The sequence below is a fragment of the Pseudomonas sp. CFSAN084952 genome (assembly GCF_009648855.1).
GTDB classification, from domain to species: Bacteria; Pseudomonadota; Gammaproteobacteria; order Pseudomonadales; family Pseudomonadaceae; genus Aquipseudomonas; species Aquipseudomonas paracarnis.
The window spans coordinates 880,817-898,307 of sequence record NZ_CP045767.1; the positions used below are offsets into that span (position 1 = coordinate 880,817).

21 protein-coding genes are annotated in these 17,491 nt (G+C 61.9%); 11 read left to right on the top strand and 10 right to left on the bottom strand.

All coding sequences use genetic code 11. The annotated features are described in order from the left end of the window. Positions 1–21: 21 nt before the first annotated feature. The 3 genes from GH769_RS04100 to GH769_RS04110 are packed head-to-tail and all read right to left on the bottom strand — an operon-like array spanning position 22 to position 2,057. Complete coding sequence (locus GH769_RS04100; RefSeq protein WP_014717474.1) at positions 22–861, bottom strand: cache domain-containing protein; 840 nt, start codon at positions 859–861, stop codon at positions 22–24. A 55-nt stretch (positions 862–916) separates the two neighbouring features. Further along, positions 917–1,387, bottom strand: coding sequence for a cyanase (gene cynS / locus GH769_RS04105; protein ID WP_014717475.1), 471 nt, complete (start codon positions 1,385–1,387; stop codon positions 917–919). Positions 1,388–1,415: 28 nt separating this feature from the next. Next, positions 1,416–2,057 carry a carbonic anhydrase gene (locus GH769_RS04110; RefSeq protein ID WP_019818265.1) on the bottom strand — a complete coding sequence of 214 codons (642 nt, stop codon included), beginning with the start codon at positions 2,055–2,057 and terminating at the stop codon, positions 1,416–1,418. 113 nt (positions 2,058–2,170) lie between these two features. Here GH769_RS04110 and cynR point away from each other — a divergent pair, with 113 nt between their 5' ends. Then, a complete protein-coding gene (cynR, locus tag GH769_RS04115) occupies positions 2,171–3,022 on the top strand; it encodes a transcriptional regulator CynR (protein WP_019818264.1) in 852 nt (283 codons plus the stop codon). Between the two features lie 93 nt (positions 3,023–3,115). On the opposite strand, the gene GH769_RS04120 is transcribed toward cynR, so the two are convergent. Further along, positions 3,116–3,889 carry a transporter substrate-binding domain-containing protein gene (locus GH769_RS04120; protein WP_032903159.1) on the bottom strand — a complete coding sequence of 258 codons (774 nt, stop codon included), beginning with the start codon at positions 3,887–3,889 and terminating at the stop codon, positions 3,116–3,118. 364 nt (positions 3,890–4,253) lie between these two features. Between GH769_RS04120 and GH769_RS04125 the strand changes: the two genes are divergently transcribed. The 5 genes from GH769_RS04125 (at position 4,254) to GH769_RS04145 (ending at position 8,908) form a co-directional block, all read left to right on the top strand. Beyond that, the gene (locus tag GH769_RS04125; RefSeq protein WP_014717479.1) at positions 4,254–5,624 is read left to right on the top strand and encodes a glutamine synthetase family protein; all 1,371 of its coding nucleotides are present in this window, start codon (positions 4,254–4,256) and stop codon (positions 5,622–5,624) included. A 98-nt stretch (positions 5,625–5,722) separates the two neighbouring features. After that, positions 5,723–6,322 carry a class I SAM-dependent methyltransferase gene (locus GH769_RS04130; protein WP_014717480.1) on the top strand — a complete coding sequence of 200 codons (600 nt, stop codon included), beginning with the start codon at positions 5,723–5,725 and terminating at the stop codon, positions 6,320–6,322. A 122-nt stretch (positions 6,323–6,444) separates the two neighbouring features. Then, positions 6,445–7,578 carry a ribonuclease D gene (rnd, locus tag GH769_RS04135; RefSeq protein WP_014717481.1) on the top strand — a complete coding sequence of 378 codons (1,134 nt, stop codon included), beginning with the start codon at positions 6,445–6,447 and terminating at the stop codon, positions 7,576–7,578. After that, a complete protein-coding gene (locus tag GH769_RS04140) occupies positions 7,575–7,868 on the top strand; it encodes a YcgL domain-containing protein (protein WP_014717482.1) in 294 nt (97 codons plus the stop codon). Before rnd ends, GH769_RS04140 begins: the two co-directional genes overlap by 4 nt. Positions 7,869–7,975: 107 nt before the next feature. Continuing rightward, entirely contained in the window at positions 7,976–8,908 is a 933-nt protein-coding gene (locus GH769_RS04145; RefSeq protein ID WP_019818262.1) for a D-2-hydroxyacid dehydrogenase, read from the top strand. Between the two features lie 124 nt (positions 8,909–9,032). Here GH769_RS04145 and GH769_RS04150 read toward each other — a convergent pair whose 3' ends face one another. Beyond that, positions 9,033–9,626 (bottom strand): nitroreductase family protein, encoded by a 594-nt coding sequence (locus GH769_RS04150; RefSeq protein ID WP_003189601.1) that lies wholly within the window; start codon positions 9,624–9,626, stop codon positions 9,033–9,035. Between the two features lie 153 nt (positions 9,627–9,779). Between GH769_RS04150 and GH769_RS04155 the strand changes: the two genes are divergently transcribed. Continuing rightward, a complete protein-coding gene (locus tag GH769_RS04155; RefSeq protein WP_003172524.1) occupies positions 9,780–10,229 on the top strand; it encodes a YcgN family cysteine cluster protein in 450 nt (149 codons plus the stop codon). Between the two features lie 13 nt (positions 10,230–10,242). Then, the gene (locus GH769_RS04160; RefSeq protein WP_020302885.1) at positions 10,243–11,463 is read left to right on the top strand and encodes a hypothetical protein; all 1,221 of its coding nucleotides are present in this window, start codon (positions 10,243–10,245) and stop codon (positions 11,461–11,463) included. A 65-nt stretch (positions 11,464–11,528) separates the two neighbouring features. Here the strand turns inward: GH769_RS04160 and GH769_RS04165 are convergent, their stop codons facing one another. From GH769_RS04165 to GH769_RS04180, 4 genes are all read right to left on the bottom strand, one after another. Next, complete coding sequence (locus tag GH769_RS04165) at positions 11,529–11,879, bottom strand: DUF2892 domain-containing protein (protein ID WP_019818260.1); 351 nt, start codon at positions 11,877–11,879, stop codon at positions 11,529–11,531. A 67-nt stretch (positions 11,880–11,946) separates the two neighbouring features. Next, positions 11,947–12,414: an RNA methyltransferase gene (locus GH769_RS04170; RefSeq protein WP_014717486.1), complete on the bottom strand. Its 468-nt coding sequence runs from the start codon at positions 12,412–12,414 to the stop codon at positions 11,947–11,949. A 160-nt stretch (positions 12,415–12,574) separates the two neighbouring features. Beyond that, positions 12,575–12,949, bottom strand: coding sequence for a YajD family HNH nuclease (locus tag GH769_RS04175; protein WP_014717487.1), 375 nt, complete (start codon positions 12,947–12,949; stop codon positions 12,575–12,577). An 89-nt stretch (positions 12,950–13,038) separates the two neighbouring features. Further along, positions 13,039–13,725 carry a spermidine synthase gene (locus GH769_RS04180; RefSeq protein ID WP_003189610.1) on the bottom strand — a complete coding sequence of 229 codons (687 nt, stop codon included), beginning with the start codon at positions 13,723–13,725 and terminating at the stop codon, positions 13,039–13,041. Between the two features lie 78 nt (positions 13,726–13,803). Here GH769_RS04180 and GH769_RS04185 point away from each other — a divergent pair, with 78 nt between their 5' ends. After that, a complete protein-coding gene (locus GH769_RS04185; protein WP_014717488.1) occupies positions 13,804–14,085 on the top strand; it encodes a hypothetical protein in 282 nt (93 codons plus the stop codon). Here the strand turns inward: GH769_RS04185 and GH769_RS04190 are convergent. Continuing rightward, positions 14,082–16,124, bottom strand: coding sequence for a S9 family peptidase (locus GH769_RS04190; RefSeq protein ID WP_032903158.1), 2,043 nt, complete (start codon positions 16,122–16,124; stop codon positions 14,082–14,084). The genes GH769_RS04185 and GH769_RS04190 overlap by 4 nt on opposite strands. A 24-nt stretch (positions 16,125–16,148) precedes the next feature. On the opposite strand from GH769_RS04190, the gene GH769_RS04195 reads away from it, so the two are divergent. Further along, positions 16,149–16,676: a hypothetical protein gene (locus GH769_RS04195; RefSeq protein ID WP_019818257.1), complete on the top strand. Its 528-nt coding sequence runs from the start codon at positions 16,149–16,151 to the stop codon at positions 16,674–16,676. A gap of 30 nt (positions 16,677–16,706) precedes the next feature. Next, positions 16,707–17,483 carry a class II glutamine amidotransferase gene (locus GH769_RS04200; protein ID WP_014717491.1) on the top strand — a complete coding sequence of 259 codons (777 nt, stop codon included), beginning with the start codon at positions 16,707–16,709 and terminating at the stop codon, positions 17,481–17,483. Positions 17,484–17,491 lie beyond the last annotated feature (8 nt).

Here is a 17,491-nt window from a genome sequence, read left to right on the forward strand (position 1 = left end):
AGAGCGTGGGAATGATCAGGATCAGGGGCTGTAATACCCCACCGCAACCATGAAATGCCCGCTCTTGCGCACATAGGCATGCTTGTTCTCGACCTTGCCGGTCACCGGGTTTTTCCAGCGGTATTTGTATTCGCCCTGGTCCTGTTCAGCCATCATCTGGAGGATCGGCACACCCACCGGTTTGCCATCCGGGTCCTTGATCTTGGCAAAATCGGTGTTGATCAGGCGCAGGTTGGTGCCATGGGCGACGTAGCGCCGCGTGTTCAGGTCCACCACGAATACGTAGAGATCATCTTGCAGGAAGCCGCCTTGCAAGGAGTTGATCGCCTTGAGCGTGCCGGCTTCATCCTTGACCAACGCCTCCACCGCCTTGTTGCGCAGCGCCCGTGCCTGTTCCGGTGTGGCGCGCGGCAAGTAATAACCGACCGCCAGGATGCGTTCGCCCACGCGCTGATAAAACACGTGTTTATGTTCGACCTTGCCGTCATTCCAGTTCTGCCAGCGGTAGTCAGCCTGCTGGATACCCTGGTTTTCGGGCACCTTGAGCGCGTCCTTGAAGGATTGGCGCAAATCCGGTCCGAGTACCTCGGACACATCGCGACCTATGAGCGCGGAGGAGGGCCCGCCACTGGCCAGCAGTACGCCTTTTGTATCGACCACAAACACATAACGGTCCTGGTCGATGAACTCGCCCTGACGGCTGAAGGCGGCGAACGCCTTGTCACCTTGCTTGTGGTAGTACGCCAAGGCCTTTTCCAGCAGGGCCTTGGCGGCTTGGGCATCCGCTTCCTGTGCCGTGGCGGCATGCACCTGGCTGCAACACAACAGCAGCAGCCAAGTGAATCGGAGCAGTCTCTTCATTTACCCGTCCCTCGTTCTTGTTGGTGTGCCAAGAGCGTAGACGGTTGGCGGCGAATCAGAAGGGTTTGGTCGGCAGGTATTTGCCGTCCAGGGTGATGACCGCACGGGAGCCGCCGTCCGGGTCTTCAACTTTCTTGATGTCCAGTTTGAAGTTGATGGCGCTGATGATGCCGTCGCCGAATTGCTCATGCACCAGGGCCTTCAAGGTAGAGCCGTAGACTTGCAGCATTTCATAGAAACGGTACATGGTTGGGTCGGTCGGCACACCGCTCGGGAAGCTGCCGCGCAGTGGGACGCTTTGCAGCAGGCGGCTGGCGTCCTCGTCAAGGCCGAGTTTGCCGCACACGATGTCGGCCGCTTCCTTGGGCAGCGGGTGCTGGCCGAGCAGGGCTGCGGTGACGAATGCCAGGCTCAGCCCGGTGCCGTCGGTGAGGTCCTGCCACGACAGGTTTTTGCGTGCCTTGAGGTCGATAACGGTGTCGGCCAGGGCCAGGCGTGGGGTTTGAGCGAATTGGGATTGCAACATGGTGACGTCCTCTTGGGTTGATTAGGGTTCAGGCGGCGTGGGCGCGGGTGCTGGGGTGGTCGAGCAGGGAGACGAAGCGCCCGGTGTGCCCGTCCAAAGCGTCAATGCCGCCGGTTTCGATGTCGTACACCCAGCCATGCAGGTTCATCCGGCCTTGTTCCAGCGCCAGGGCGACCGAAGGGTGAGTCTTGAGGTTGGCCAGTTGGGCGACCACGTTTTCGCGCACCAATGAATCCAGGCGTGCAGCGTCCGAGGCATGCGTACGGGCGGCATTGATCACCTTGGCCGACTCGGCATGGCGCAACCAGTTGGCCACGGCGGGCAGGTGGTCCAGGCATTTGCAGGTAGAAATTGCAGTCATCGCGCCGCAGTCCGAGTGCCCGCAAATCACGATGTCGCTGACGCCCAGCACCGCTACGGCATATTCGACTGTGGCCGACACACCTCCCGGCTCCGGGCCGTAGGACGGCACTATGTTGCCGGCGTTACGGATGACGAACAGGTCGCCGGGTTCCTGCTGGGTCAACAGCTCGGGGACTACGCGGCTGTCAGAGCAGGACACGAACAAGGTGCCGGGGCTTTGCGTGGTCGCCAGGTGTTTGAACAAGTCACTGCGAGGGGTAAAGGCTTCACGTTGGAATTTGCGAAAGCCGTCGATGAGATGCTGCATGGTGGTTCTCCTTGCGTCGCTGATGGGGGCAAGGATGGGAGTTTTTGGCTATAGGGTCCAAGACCGGTTTATTATGCTTTCTATAAGTCATGCCTATAGTTGGAGCGCTGCCCATGCTGTTGCGTCATATCCGTTACTTGCTGGCCGTTGCCGAGCACCGCAACTTCACGCGGGCTGCAGAGGCGCTGCACGTGTCGCAGCCGACCTTGTCGCAACAGATCAAGCAACTGGAAGAAAGCCTGGGCGCGCCACTGCTGGACCGCTCCGGGCGCAGTGTCAGCCTGACCGACGCGGGGCAGGCCTATGTGCGTTATGCGCGGCTGGCCTTGCAGGATCTACAAGCCGGCACCCGCGCCATACATGACGTGCAGGACCTGCGCCGAGGGCATTTGCGCCTGGCCATGACGCCGACTTTCACCGCCTACCTGATCGGGCCATTGCTGGCGCGTTTCAACCAGCTGTATCCGGGCATCACCCTGAGCATCGAGGAACTGACCCAAGACCGTATCGAAGCCGCGCTGGGCGAGGACCTGCTGGATATCGGCATCGGCTTTACCGGCGAGCATGGGCTGGAGATCGACTGTGAGGCGCTGTTTGTCGAAGAGCTGAGCCTGGTCGTCAGTGCCAGTCACCCCGAACGCACACAACCGGCCTGGCTCGAACAGCCTCTGGTGCTACTGAACACAGGCTTCGCCACCCGCCGCTACATCGACGACTACTGCCACCAGCAAGGGGTTAAACCGCAGATTGCCATGGAGGCCAATTCCATCAGCGCGATTATCGAAATCGTGCGCAGCACGCCCCTGGCAACCATCCTGCCTCGCGCACTGGCCGAGGCCCAGGCAGGCCTGCATGCCGTGGCGATTGCCCCACCGTTGCCGCAGCGCACCGCGGCACTGCTGAGCCGCAAGGGCGCGTATCGCAGCGCTGCGTGTGCGGCGTTTGTAGCGTTGATCAAGGCGTAGGGCCGGGCTGACGCCCCAGGATCCAAATGTGGGAGCTGGCTTGCCTGCGATGACGGCCGGACAATCAACACCGATCTACCTGACACCCCGCATTCAAGGCGCAGCCAACCACTGCCCCACAATCTCCGCATACGCCCCCGTCGCTACACTTAAATGCAACCACTGATCTACGTAACTCTTCCAGGCCACATCATCGCGCGGCAACAAAAACGCTTTTTCACTGTACTGCATCGGTTGCTCCGGGTTGACCGCGCACAACCCAGGCTTGAGCTTCTGCTGATAACGCGCCTCGCTGGCGTCGGTAATCATCACATCGGCTTTGCCCGCCAGCAGCTCATCAAAAATCGTCACGTTGTCATGCAGGCGAATCTGCGTCTGGCCCAAGTGCGCACGGGCAAACACTTCGTTGGTGCCGCCCGCTGGTTCGATCACTCGCACCTGGGGCTGGTTGATCTGCTCCACCGTCTGGTAACGCTGCACGTCGGCGCAGCGTACCAGCGGGATCTTGCCGTCGACTCCGAGTGATTGGCTGAAGAAGGCTTTTTTCTGACGTTCCAACGACACGGAAATACCGCCCACCGCGATGTCGCAGCGTTGGGCCAGAAAGTCCGGCATCAGGGTTTTCCAGGTGGTAGGCACCCAGGTGATTTTGGCGTTCAGGCTCTTGGCGAGAGACTCGGCCATGGCAATGTCGATGCCTTCATAGCCGCCGTCGCTGCGCAGCGAGGTGTAAGGCTTGTAGTCGCCGGTGGTACACACGGTGAGGGTGCCGCGCGCAATCACGTCGTCAAGGCGAGATGCAGCGGTGTCGGCCTGGGCGACAGTGGCCAGGCTTGCCAGTACACAGAGGGCCAGAGGCGCTTTCATGGGGTCGAATCCTTGGGGCACGGTCGGGGGCTCATTATTTCCAGCACAGGGCAGGGTGGCAAGGCGCGGTGAATGTTTAGCCAAACTGCAACCAAACTCCGTCAAGCCTGAATTTACCCGCGTATCCCCGCGTGTGACGCTCAAGTCTTTCTATCACTGTGAAGCGCGCATGCACGCTTGCCCCGACATTCACACCGCGACATTGCCGTCTGCGCTTGCGTTCTGGGCTCTGTTCCATTGCCGACACGCGCGCCCGCCAGATACCTCTCTCCTACGTTGATCTACCCCATGGATGACGCGCACCTGTGCGCATCTGCCCGGCGGCGCCTGCGCGCTTGCCTGACGCAAACGTATGAGAATTCCCATGAGTGTTTTTGCCCGCCTGCATGAAGCCCAGACCTTCCTTGAACAGAACCCCGACATTGAGATGTTCGAGCTGTTTATCCTCGATAACAACGGCGTACCGCGCGGCAAGCTGCTGCACCGCGACGAACTGCTGGCGGTGTACGAAAGTGGCCGGCCTCTGCCCAGCACCATCCTCGGCCTGACTATCAATGGCGATGACGTAGAAAACTCCGGGCTGGTTTGGGAGGTGGGGGATATCGACTGCCGCGCCTATCCGATCAGCGGCAGCTTGCAGCGCATGCCATGGCGCTTGATCCCCACCGCGGCGGTGCAAGTCAGCATGCACCCCACCGAAGGCCTGCCCGCCACCGTGGCCGACCCCAGGCACCTGCTGGCCAATGTTATCGAGGCGCTCAAGGCCGACGGTTATTACCCGGTGATGGCGGCGGAGCTGGAGTTCTATCTGCTCGACCAGAAGCCCGACAGCAACGGCCGCCCACAACCGGCGCGGGATGTGGATGGCAAGCGTCCGCGCTCGACCCAGGTGTACGGCCTGCGCGAGCTGGAGCAGATCGAGCCGTTTCTTGCCGACCTCTACAGCGCCTGCAAACTGCAAGGGATTCCGGCGCGCACGGCCATCTCCGAGTACGCGCCAGGCCAAGTGGAAATCACCCTCGAACACCGCACCGACGCGCTGCAGGCGATGGACGAAGCCGTGCGCTACAAACGCTTGGTCAAGGGCGTGGCGCACAAACATGGAATGACCGCCTGTTTCATGGCCAAGCCGTTTGACGACCTGGCCGGTACAGGCATGCACATGCACGTTAGCCTGGCCGATGCCCAGGGCAATAACCTGTTTGCCAGTGAAGCGGCCGACGGCACGCCACTGCTGCGCCAGGCCGTGGGCGGCATGCTCAGCACCTTGCTCGATTCACTGTTGATGTTCTGCCCCAACGCCAACTCTTATCGACGCTTCCAAACCAACAGCTATGCGCCGCTCGCTGCCACCTGGGGCGTGGACAACCGCACCGTCAGCCTGCGAGTGCCCGGTGGCCCGGCTCAATCCCGGCATATCGAACACCGCATCTGCGGGGCCGACGCCAACCCCTACCTGGCGGCCGCTGCGATCCTGGCCGGCATTCATCGAGGCATCCGCGAACAGCTCGACCCTGGCGCCCCGGTGCAAGGCAACGGCTACGCCCAGGCCAAGGAACTGTTGCCCACCGACTGGCTGACCACCTTGCGCGCGCTGGAAACCTCCCGCTGGGCACCGGATGCGTTCGGGCGCCAATTCCTCGGCGTTTACCTGGCGGTCAAACGTGCCGAATACCGCCAGTTCATGGGCGAGGTAGGGGAGCAGGATTGGCGCTGGTACTTGCATCAAGCGTGACCGGTTTTAGTGGGGGGCTTTCGACCTTTTTTTCACGTTGCGGCGGTTAAGCTGCGAATCAAGGTCGTTTACTACCGTTTCATTCACATGAGCCCGCGATGTCGCCACAACCTCCATCCTCCATCGAGACCGAATTCACCGAGCGCTATGACCGTGAGCATGCCAGGGGCTGTGGCGACCCGCGTCCGCCCAGGCTGTTGCAGCGCCTGTCGGCGTGGCGCGATGCGCGGTTGGTACGCCAAGCCCTGAAGGTGGCGGGGGAGCCAGGGCTTATCCTCGACCTGGCGTGCGGTTCCGGGCGCTTCTGGCCGGTGCTGGCCGAACACGTCAACCGCGTGATACTGGCCTCGGACAACTCCCAGGCGATGCTCGATCACGCGCGCACTCATCACCCGGGCGGGTTGCTCAAGCGTGTCAAAACATTCCAGGGCTCGGCGTTTTCCATTGGCCTTTCAGCGAATGCGGTGGACTGCATTTTTTGCCTGGATTTGTTTCGCCATGTGCCCGACAGTGATGCGCGACTCATGTTATTGCACGAGTTTCACCGCGTCAGCCGCGACACGGTGATTGTTGCCGTGAACGTGGGCACGCCCGTAGAGAGCGAGTTTCGGCAAGCCGGCTTCAAAATCCTCAATTACCAAGAGTTCCTGCCGGGCTCGCGGCGATGGTGCGTCTACGTTTTGCGTAAGAGAGGATAACGCCCCTTTGTCGGACTATTCTTCATCTCCTGTCGGAGTTTTCATGATGGCGTGTGCACTGCGGATGCTCGCAAGCCCCTTTCGCGATATATACTGCGCGCCATTCTTCAAGGGAGAGCCGTGTGGCCATCGATATTCACTGGATCTGCGACAACGATAGCCTCGGCCAGCATTGCGCCGAATGGCAGCAGTTGCCATTCGTCGCCCTCGACACCGAATTCATGCGGGTCGACACCTTTTACCCTATTGCCGGGCTGATCCAGATCGGTGATGGCGTGCGCGCTTACCTGATCGACCCCCTGACCATCGACAATTGGCAACCCTTGGCCGCCTTGCTGGAGAACCCAGCGGTGATCAAGGTGGTGCACGCCTGCAGTGAAGACCTGGAAGTGCTGTCGCGCCTGACCGGCAGCTTGCCGGTGCCCTTGTTCGACACCCAATTGGCAGCGGCCTACCTCAACCTCGGTTTTTCCATGGGCTACTCGCGCCTGGTGCAGGCGGTGTTGGATATCGAGTTGCCCAAGGGTGAAACCCGCTCCGACTGGCTGCAGCGGCCATTGTCGGAGACGCAGATCAGCTACGCCGCCGAAGACGCGGTGCACTTGGCCGAGGTTTACACCCGTCTGCGCCCGCAACTGTCGGATGACAAATACGCCTGGGTACTGGAAGACGGCGCCGAATTGGTGGCCAACCTGCGCCGCGAGATCGACCCCTACGAGGTGTACCGCGACGCCAAGCTGGCGTGGAAATTGTCCCGTGCCCAACTCGCGGTGTTGCGTGAACTGTGCGCCTGGCGCGAGCAGCAGGCCCGTGCTCGCGACTTGCCGCGCAACCGTATTATTCGCGAACACTCGTTGTGGCCCCTGGCCAAATCCCAGCCGGATAACCTCGCCGCCCTGGGCAAGATCGAAGACATGCACCCGCGCACCGTGCGCCAGGACGGCCAGTTTTTGCTGGACCTGATCAAACGCACCGGTAGCGTGCCCATGGACCAATGGCCGCCTGCCGTGGCTGAGCCGTTACCCGTGGACGCTGCCGCGTTGATCAAGCAACTGCGGGCTTTGGGCCAAACCTTCGCCGAGCGCCTGGACATGGCGCCGGAACTGATGCTGCGCAAGAAAACCCTCGAAGCCCTGGTTAAAAGTGGCTACCCCGATGGGCCTTACCAATTGCCAGACTCGCTGCGTGGCTGGCGCCGCGAGTTGATGGGCCAGGCGTTGCTCGACAGCCTGGCCAATGCCGGAGAACAGCCTTGAAACGTATTTGCTCCATCTACCGCAGCAAGAAAAAAGACGGCATGTACCTCTATGTGCTCAAAAGCGATGCCCTGGAGCGCGTACCCGAGCCGTTGATGGAAGCCTTCGGCAAGGCGCATCACGCCTTTGACATGGTGCTGACGCCTGAGCGCAAGCTGTCGCGCGAAGACATCACCGTGGTGCTGGAAAACCTCGACAAGCAGGGCTACCACCTACAAATGCCGCCAGCTGAGGACGAGTACATCGAGCACTTGCCCGAAGAGCTGCTGCGCCGCAACGACCCGATGTGATCGACCCGTGCCCGGCTCAGGGCACAGTTTCAATGGAATCGTATTAGAGGACGGTGGCCGTAAGGATGCGGGCGGCCGTCTGCACTGTTTTTTCAAAGGTTTGAACCATGCGTGTTCTGATTGCTGAACAGGATCATCCGCTCTACGCCCAATTGCTCAGGGACGCCGCCCCAGACCTCGAAGTGCTGACCAGCGGCGATTCGGCCGAACTCTCGCGCCTGGCCGCCGACTGTCCGGTGTGGCTGGGCCAGCCCGATCTGTTGGCGACCCTGCTGCGCCAGGGCCATCATCCGCAATGGCTGCAATCGACGTGGGCGGGCATCACGCCACTGCTGGCCGACGGCTTGCCACGCGACTATCGGCTGACCCGCGCGGTAGGCATTTTTGGCCAGGTCATGGCCGAGTTTGTCCTCACCTACATGCTGGGCCACGAGCGCGAAGTGCTGGCGCGGTTGGTCAGCCAGGTGGAGCGCAAATGGGATAACCGCATGGGTCAGAGCCTGGCGGGGCGTAAGGCGCTGATCGTCGGCACCGGTGACATTGGCCAGAGCGTGGCCGAGTTTCTGCTGCCGTTCGGCGTGCAGTTATATGGCATCGCCAGCCAGGCCCGCGAGCAGGCACCGTTTATCGAAGTGGCGGGGCTCGACCAGTTGGGCCGGCTGGTGGGGGAGGTGGATTACGTGATCAACCTGCTGCCCAACACGCCTGATACCCATGACCTGTACGACGCGGCGCTGTTCAAGCAATTCAAACCCACCGGTTTGTTTATCAACGTCGGACGCGGCGTGGCGGTGGTGGACGCCGACCTGGTCGAGGCGCTCAAAGAAGGGCACCTGGCCGGCGCGGTGATCGACGTGTGCCGCCAGGAGCCCTTGCCGCAACGCCATCCGTTCTGGACGGCGTGGGGTTTGCTGTTGACCGGGCACAGCTCGGCCCCGACCTCGCCGCCGATGATGGTGGCGTTGTTTGTGCAGAACCTGCGGGCGTATCAGGCCAAGCAAGCGCTGCGCGGGGAAGTGGATTTCGAGCGCGGTTACTGACAAAACGCGGAAAAAAATGTGGGAGCGGGCTTGCTCGCGAATGCAGGGGATCAGTCAACACATTGGGTGGCTGCCACACCGCATTCGCGAGCAAGCCCGCTCCCACATTGAGTGTATGCAAGTCTTAGAGACTGAAGTCACCCTCGGACACCAGCTCGCTCAACGGCTTGCGCGGGCTCGGCATTTCGCGCCCTTGCAGGTACTCCGGCAAACTCGACTTGTCGCCCAGCTTGCCCACCGCCACGGCCGCATGCAGCGCATAACCCTGGGGAATCTTCAGCTCCTTGCGGGTCAGTTCCTGATCGAAGCCGGCCATGCCGTGGGTGTGCCAGCCACTGAGGCTGGCTTGCAGCGCCAGGTGGCCCCAGGCCGAGCCGGTGTCGAAGGTGTGCCACAGCGCCGGGGTTTCTTCTGTGGCGCCGGGGGCGATGAAGTCGGTTTTCGACGCGATAATGACCAGAGCCGACGCATGTTGCGCCCAATTGCGGTTGAATTCATTTAGCAGGCCCAGGAAACGCTCCCAATCCGGCGTGTCACGGCGCGCATACAGAAACCGCCACGGCTGCGAGTTGTAGGCCGAAGGTGCCCAGCGTGCCGCTTCGAAGAAACTCAGCAGCGTCTCCTGCGGGATGCTCTCGCCGGTAAAGGCGCGGGGCGACCAGCGCTCGGTAAATTGGGTGTGGATCGGATAATCGGCAACGCGGGGGTTATTGCTCATGGACAGACCCTGATGAAAAAACCGGGATTCAAAACTACTGCGCGCATCCAGGCCTGACAAGTCTTGCAACACCGTCAGTCGTAAGCGCTTGGCCCCAACGGGCTTGGGCACTAGACTGGCGGCCTTTTCACCTTCCGATACTGATGCAGAGCCATGGCCGCCAAAGTCGAACCTTTCTGGATACGCAAAACCCTTGAGCACCTCGACCAAGAGGAGTGGGAGTCCTTGTGCGACGGCTGTGGCCTGTGCTGCCTGCAAAAGCTCGAGGATGAGGACGACAACAGCGTCTATTACACGCGTATCGCCTGCAAACTGCTCGACCTGAAAACCTGCCAGTGCACCGATTACCCCAACCGCCGTGCCTCGGTGCCTGATTGCATCCAGCTCACGCCGGGCCAGGCCGATCAGTTCAAATGGTTGCCGCCGACCTGCGGTTACCGCCTGGTCAGCGAGCGCAAGGACTTGCCGCTGTGGCATCACCTGGTCTGCGGCGACCGTGACGCGGTGCACCACGAACGCATTTCCCAGTCCGGGCGCATGCTCAGCGAAGGCAGCGTGCCCGAGGACGACTGGGAGGATTACCTGATTTTCCGCGCGGGTTGAACGAGGAGTGTGTATGAAGGTGGCCGCCAAGTGGGCAGCGGGCCTGGTCGTGCTGGCGCTGAGCGGGCCGGGCTGGTGCGCGAAGAAAGTCGACCTGGATTACCACGTCAAGCTGTTGCCCCAAAGCCAGCAGGCCGAGGTGCGCGTCAGCCTGTCCCAAGGCGCGGCGGTGCGCAGCCTGAACTTCGACCTGGGCCGCGACGGTGACTACAGCGACTTCAAGGCCGATGGCCAGTGGCAAATCACGGGCAACCGTGGCCTGTGGCAACCCAGTGCCGACAAGGCCAGCCTGACCTACCGCGTGCGCCTGGCCCATGCGCGCAAGCCCGGCGTGTATGACACACGCATCACGCCCGGCTGGGCGTTACTGCGCGGCGAAGACCTGGTGCCGGCCGCCCGTCTCGACCAGCAAGACGGCGTCGAACTGGTCTCACGCCTGATGTTTGAACTGCCGACGGGTTGGAAGAGCGTCGAAACCGCCTGGCCGCGCATCGGCCAGAACAAATTCCGCATCGACAACGTGTCCCGCCTGTTCGACCGCCCCACCGGCTGGATGCTGGCGGGCAACCTCGGCAGCCGCCGCCTGCGCCTGGGTGATACCGACGTCACCGTGGCCTCGCCCAAGGGCCAGGGGATGCGCCGCATGGACGTGCTGACGTTACTGACGTTTGTCTGGCCCCAGGTGGAGGCCGCGTTCCTGCGCCATCCTGGCAAACTGTTGATTGTCGGTGCCAGTGACCCGATGCGGCGGGGCGCTTATTCGTTACGCGATTCGATCTACCTCAACAGCCGCACGCCGCTGGTTGGCGAAAATGGCAGCAGCCCGTTGCTGCGCGAAGTGGTGCAGGCCATCGGGCGCTTTAATGACCACGACAGCAGTGACTGGATCAGCGAGGGCTTGGGCGAGTACTACGCAATCGAGTTGATGCGGCGTGCCGGCGGTATTACCGATGAGCGCTATGCGGCGATCCAGGCACGGCTGACCAAAGAAGGCAAAGACGTCAGCACCCTCAAAGGCGAGCACGTCAACGGCGCGACGCTGGCGCGTTCGGTGGTGGTATTGCAGGAACTGGACCGTGAGATCCGCGTGAAGACCCACAACAAGCGCTCCCTGGACGATCTGGCGCAGGCAGTGATGCGGGTGAACAGCATCAACACCAAAGAGTTCGTGCAGTTGGCCGAGAGTGTGATGGGTGAGTCTTCGGTGGTACTGGACTCCAAATTACTGCGCTGAGCAACAAAACTGTGGGAGCAAGCCAGCTCCCACATTTTAGATCTTCACAGTCTTGAAGACAGGGATCAGGCTTTAGGTTTCACCGCCTTTTCAGCCGCCACTTCAGCCTTGGTCTTCAGGTTCTTCAACTCTTCCCCGGCGCGCTCGATTTTCGTGCGCACGCTGTTCATTTCCTGGCGGCCCTGTTCCAGTTTGTCCTTGAGCGAACTGTGCCCGGTAAAGCCACGGGCCAGTGCCACGCCACCAATCGCCACCTGGATCAAGCCGAAAATCCCACCACGGCGCAAGCCTTTACCCACCATCATTACCCCGCCGGCCACCGAGCCGATGCGCTCCCAGCCATGCACGTTCTGGGTGGGTTGAGGCTTCAACGGTGTGGCTTCGATGATAGGTCGCAAGGTTTTGCTGTCGCTCATGATCAGTCTCCAACAAGGGCAAGTGTTACTAGCTGACTGCGCGCATGTGCCGGATGTTCCCGTAATATCAGTACTTGGGGCCCGAACGGGTGTTGTTGCCCTTGGCCAGGCGGTCATAGAGCACCACGTTGACCGTGGCCGCCAGGTTCATGCAGCCGGTGGTGGGGATATACACCACGTCCTCGCACCAGTCGCGGATCTCTTTGTCCAGGGAGCCGTCTTCGGGGCCGAAGATATACAGCGCGCGGTCGGGGTGGGTGTATTCAGGCAACGGGCGGGCGCCGTCGACCAATTCCACGGCGACCGGGATGCAGCCTAAGGGCAGGATCTTTTTCAGATCGTCGATGCCGATCAGCGGGATATCGTGGTGCACCTTCTTGGTGTCGGTGATGAAATCCCTGGCGCGCTCGTAACGCACGCCGGTGTAGAACACCGAGGCCACGCCGTAACAGCCGGCGGCACGCATCACCGAGCCGACGTTTTCGGGGGATTTGGGGTTGTACAGACCGATGCAACTGTAGCGTTTATTGCCCACGGGGAAGGGTGCCTTGAGAAAAACGGCGATTATACGGCCTGGGGGGATGCAGTGCTTGGACGATCGTCATCGCGGGCAAGCCCGGCTCCCACCGGGAAATGCATTCCTACTGTGGGAGCTGGCTTGCCTGCGATGAGGCCGGAACAGGTAAAGAAAAGCTTCAGTCGTCCTTCTTCATCAACCCCGCCAACGCCGCAAACGGGTTGTGCGTCGCCTTGGCAATGCTCGGGCTGCTGGTGGAGCCTTCGCCGAAGTACTGCTGGTCGGTGTAGCGCGAGTGTTCGTTGTCGTGGCAGTACAGGCACAGCAACTCCCAGTTGGAACCGTCCTGGGGGTTGTCATCATGGTTGTGGTTGCGGTGGTGAACGGTCAGTTCACTCAAGCGCTTGCCGGCAAATTCACGGGCGCAGCGGCCACACACGTGGGGGTACATCTTCAAGGCTTTATCGCGGTAGCCCATTTCGCGGTCGCGCTGGGCATCGGCAAGGATGCGGTCCAGCTTGGCGGTGTGGGAGGGCGGGTTGTTCGAGCTCATCATGGCTCCTGGCTATTATTGGGTGGTTCACGGACAAGGTTGATTCTAGCTGCTCCCACAGGGGATTGGCGCGATTGAATCAACCGCGATCAGCCCTTGAGCTTCTCTGCAATCCAGATGGTATGCCGCGTACCCTTGTTGCCATGGGCAAATACTTGCACTTCTTCGGCCTTGAAGCCGGCCTTGCGCAGTTTGTCACTGAACAGCTTGTCGGCGCTGGCCGACCACACGGCCAGCACGCCCTTGGGGCGCAGGGCCTTGGCACACGCGGCCAGGCCACTGGCCGAGTACAACCAACTGTTAGCTTTTTGCGTGAGCCCTTCAGGGCCGTTGTCGACGTCGAGCATGATCGCGTCAAAGCCTTGGGGCTCGGCCTGCAGTACCTTGGCCACGTCTTCCTGGCGGACCACGGTGCGCGGGTCCAGCAGCGGGCGTCCGGATTTCTCCCCCAGCGGCCCCCGGTTCCACTCCACGACGCCGGGCACCAGTTCGGCCACCACCACTTCGGCGCTCTTGCCCAAATGCTTGAGCGCCGCGGCCAGGGTAAAGCCCATGCCCAGGCCGCCGATCAGCACCCGCGAACCCGGGCGCCCGGCCACTTTGCGGCAGGGAATCTCCGCCAGGGCATCTTCGGAGCCGTGCATGCGCGTGTTCATCAACTGGCCACCGTCACCGCCCTGGATCTTGATGACAAAGTCCTCGCCGTATTCGAACAGGCACAAGGCGCCGCCGTTGTCGGGGATTGGGGTGGTGTCCAGCAGAACGAAACGTTTCATGGAAATCTCATTGGGAAGGGCATTCTTGCGCGGTTGGGAGTATCCTTAGGGCATTCCGGTCAGGCCATGGAGCCATCGATGAAGTGCAGCATTCTAACGGTCATTGTGTTGAGCGCGCTCGCATTGGGTACCGCGCAGGCTCAGGAGTTACAAACCGTACCGGTCGCGCCCGCGCCAACCCCAGGCGCGCCGGGCACGCCAACGCCCACGTTGTACCCGCAAGTCACGCCGCCCGTTGCGCCCAAGACCCATAATGGCTCGCCACCGCTGGCGCCCATCGTGCTGCCGGCGCCGCCCAAGGACCAGACGGTCCCTGGCCTGCAGCAAAACGACAGCAAGCCGAAAACGCCGGGCGGTTAGACCAGACCGAGGGCCTTGAACACAAAGGCATATTCGAGGGCCACGTCACGTAAGCCCTGATAGCGCCCGCTCATGCCGCCATGGCCGGCACCCAGCTCGGTCTTGAGCAGCAGCAGGTTGTCGTCTGTCTTGGTATCCCGCAGCTTGGCCACCCACTTGGCGGCTTCCCAGTACTGCACGCGGCTGTCGTTATAGCCGGCGATCACCAGCGTGGCCGGGTAAGCCTGGGCACGGACGTTCTCGTAGGGCGCGTAGGCCTTGATGCGCGCATACACTTCGGGGTCCTCGGGGTTGCCCCACTCGTCGTACTCGGTGATGGTCAGCGGCAGTTCCGGATCGAGCATGGTATTGAGCACATCGACGAACGGCACTTCCGCAATCGCCGCCTGGAACAATTTCGGACGCTGGTTGAGCACCGCGCCGATCAGCAGGCCGCCGGCACTGCCGCCGCTGATCGCCAGTTGTGGGGAGGTGGTCAGGCCCTCGGCGATCAAATGTTCGGCGCAGGCGATAAAGTCGCTGAAGGTGTTCTGCTTGTGTTCCTGCTTGCCGCTGCGATACCAGGCCTCACCCAGCTCACCGCCGCCGCGCACATGGGCGATGGCAAACGCCACCCCGCGGTCCAGCAAGCTCAGGCGCGCATGGGAGAACCACGGGTCCAGGCTTGAGCCGTAGGCACCGTAGCCATACAGGTACAGCGGCGTCGGCTTGCCGAGCTGGTCACGCTTGACCACCAGGCTGATGGGTACCTGGGTGCCATCGGCAGAAGTGGCCCACAGGCGTTGGCTGATGTAATCGTCGGCGTTGAAAACGCCCAGCACCGGGGTTTCCTTGAGCACGACCTGCGCGCCTGTCGCCAGGTCGAGCTGGCGCACTTGGGCGGGACGGTTCAAGGCCTCATAGCGCAGGCGGATCTTGTCGCTGGGAAACTCGAGGCTGTTCTGTACGTAGAGGCTGTAGGCGGCGTCAGGCAATTGCACCCGATAGGCCGGCACGTTCTCGGGGTGTACTTCGATAACCGGCAGGCCACCAATGCGCAGGCTCAAGGTCATGGCGTTGGCGTTCAGGCTCACGCCGTCGAGCATGACCTCGTCGCTGTGGGGGATCAGGTTCTGCCAGTCGGCTTCGGTGGGCGGCGTGCCGGTGTCGGCGGCCACGTACAGCGCATGGTTGATGCCGTCGCGGTTGCTGCGGATAAACCAGGTCCACTGGCCATTGCGCTTGCCGTGGTCGACGTCGTATTCGTGGTCTTCGACCCGTGGCGCCAGGCAGGTGAAGGCCAGGTGCGGTTGCTCGGCGTCCAGCGCCCAGACTTCGCTGGTGGTCTTGCTGCCCAGGGCCAGCAACAGTTGGCGTTCGGAGCTTGAGCGGTAGCAATGCAGGAAGAAACGGCCGTCTGGCTCGTGGAACACTTCCTGCGCTGCGGTGCCGTCCAGGCGATAGCGATACAGTTTGTGCGGGCGATGGGTGTCGTCCAGCTCACCGAAAAACAGGGTCAGGCTGTCATTGGCCCAGGTCATGCTGCCATCGCAGTTTTCGAACGCCAGTTCGCTGACCTTGTCGGTCGCCAATTCCTTCACGAACAGGGTGTAAATCTCTTCGCCGCTGGTATCGAGGCTATAGGCCAGGCGTTGGTGATCGGGGCTGATGCTGAACGCGCCCAGGGAAAAAAAGCCGCCATTGGCCAAGACGTTCGGGTCCAGCAACAGTTCTTCGCTGCTGGCGTCCACCTGGTTGCTGTCATCGGCCGGGCGGCGGCAGCGGTAGTGGCGGGCGTACTCGTCACCGGCGGTGGTGCGGGTGTAATACAAATACGGGCCCCAAGGGGAGGGCAGGGACAGGTCGGTTTCCAGAATGCGGCCCTTGATCTCGTCGAACAGGGTCTCGCGCAACGCCTGCTGGTCGGCGAGTTGGGCTTCCTGCCAGGCGTTTTCGGCCTTGAGGTAGTCGAGTACCTCAGGGTTGTCGCGTTCTTGAAGCCAGGCGTACGGGTCTGGGCCTGGGGCCTTGCGGGCATTCGGTGCGGTGGAAATAGGCATGGATAATTCCCTATCTGGCAGACGGTGGCAGGCATTGCAGCCGCGACACGCAAAAGCCGTTATCATAGCCGCCTGTTTGCCAACCTTGCCATGGACACCATGACCGAGAACGACTATCTGACCGCTTGGGGCCTTTACGCCTTCGCCGCTTTGGGCTGCCTGTTGGTGTGGTGGCGCATGACCCGCTGGATCTGGCGCTGGCTGCGCGAGCCCCTGCAATTGCTGATGGCGGTGTTGCTGCTCAGCCCGACCATTGTCGACCCGGTCAAGACCCAGTTTGCGCCGGCCGTGGCCATTACTGCCCTGGACTTGGTGCTCAAGGTCGGCAACAACGCCTGGCGCGCCATTTCCGACCTGTTCATGTACACGATGATCGTGTTTGCCCTGTACATCGTGTTTGTGCTGATCCGCTGGCCCATCGAACGCGCCGCCAACGCTCGCCGTGAGCGCAAGGCGGCTGCGGATGCCGCCTTGGCCGCCGAACCGGAAGACGACGAACCGTTCCGTCGCCCGGCGCCTGCCGGTGGTATGCGGGTCGAACCGCGCCTTTAACGTTGTTTGCCCTGCAGCGAGAGCCCTGGCATGTGTGAATTATTGGGCATGAGTGCCAACGTCCCCACCGATATCGTGTTCAGCTTTACCGGGCTGATGCAGCGCGGTGGGCGCACTGGCCCGCATCGCGACGGTTGGGGCATTGCTTTCTATGAAGGCCGCGGCCTGCGTCTGTTCCAGGACCCGGCTGCCAGTAGCGAGTCGGAAGTCGCGTTGCTGGTGCAGCGTTACCCCATCAAGAGCGAAGTGGTGATCGGCCATATTCGCCAAGCGAATGTGGGCAAGGTCAGCCTGGCCAATACCCATCCGTTCGTGCGCGAGCTGTGGGGGCGTAACTGGTGTTTTGCCCACAACGGCCAACTGGCAGACTTCGATCCCCGCGCCACCTTCTACCGCCCGGTGGGCGATACCGACAGCGAAGCGGCGTTCTGCGACTTGCTCAACCGTGTGCGCGAAGCCTTCCCCGAGCCGGTGGACATCGAGCAGGTGCTGCCCGACCTGATCGCCGCCTGCGCCGAATACCGCAGCAAGGGGGTGTTCAACTGCCTGCTCAGCGACGGCGACTGGCTGTTCTGCTATTGCTCGACCAAGCTGGCACAGATCACCCGGCGGGCGCCTTTTGGTCCGGCGCGCTTGAAAGATGTCGACGTGATCGTCGATTTTCAGGCCGAAACCACCCCCAATGATGTGGTAACGGTGATCGCCACCGAGCCGTTGACCGACAACGAAAACTGGACCCGCTACGAACCGGGCCAATGGAGCCTGTGGCGACGCGGTGAATGTGTCAGCCAGGGCGTTACCAAGTAAGGAATCGA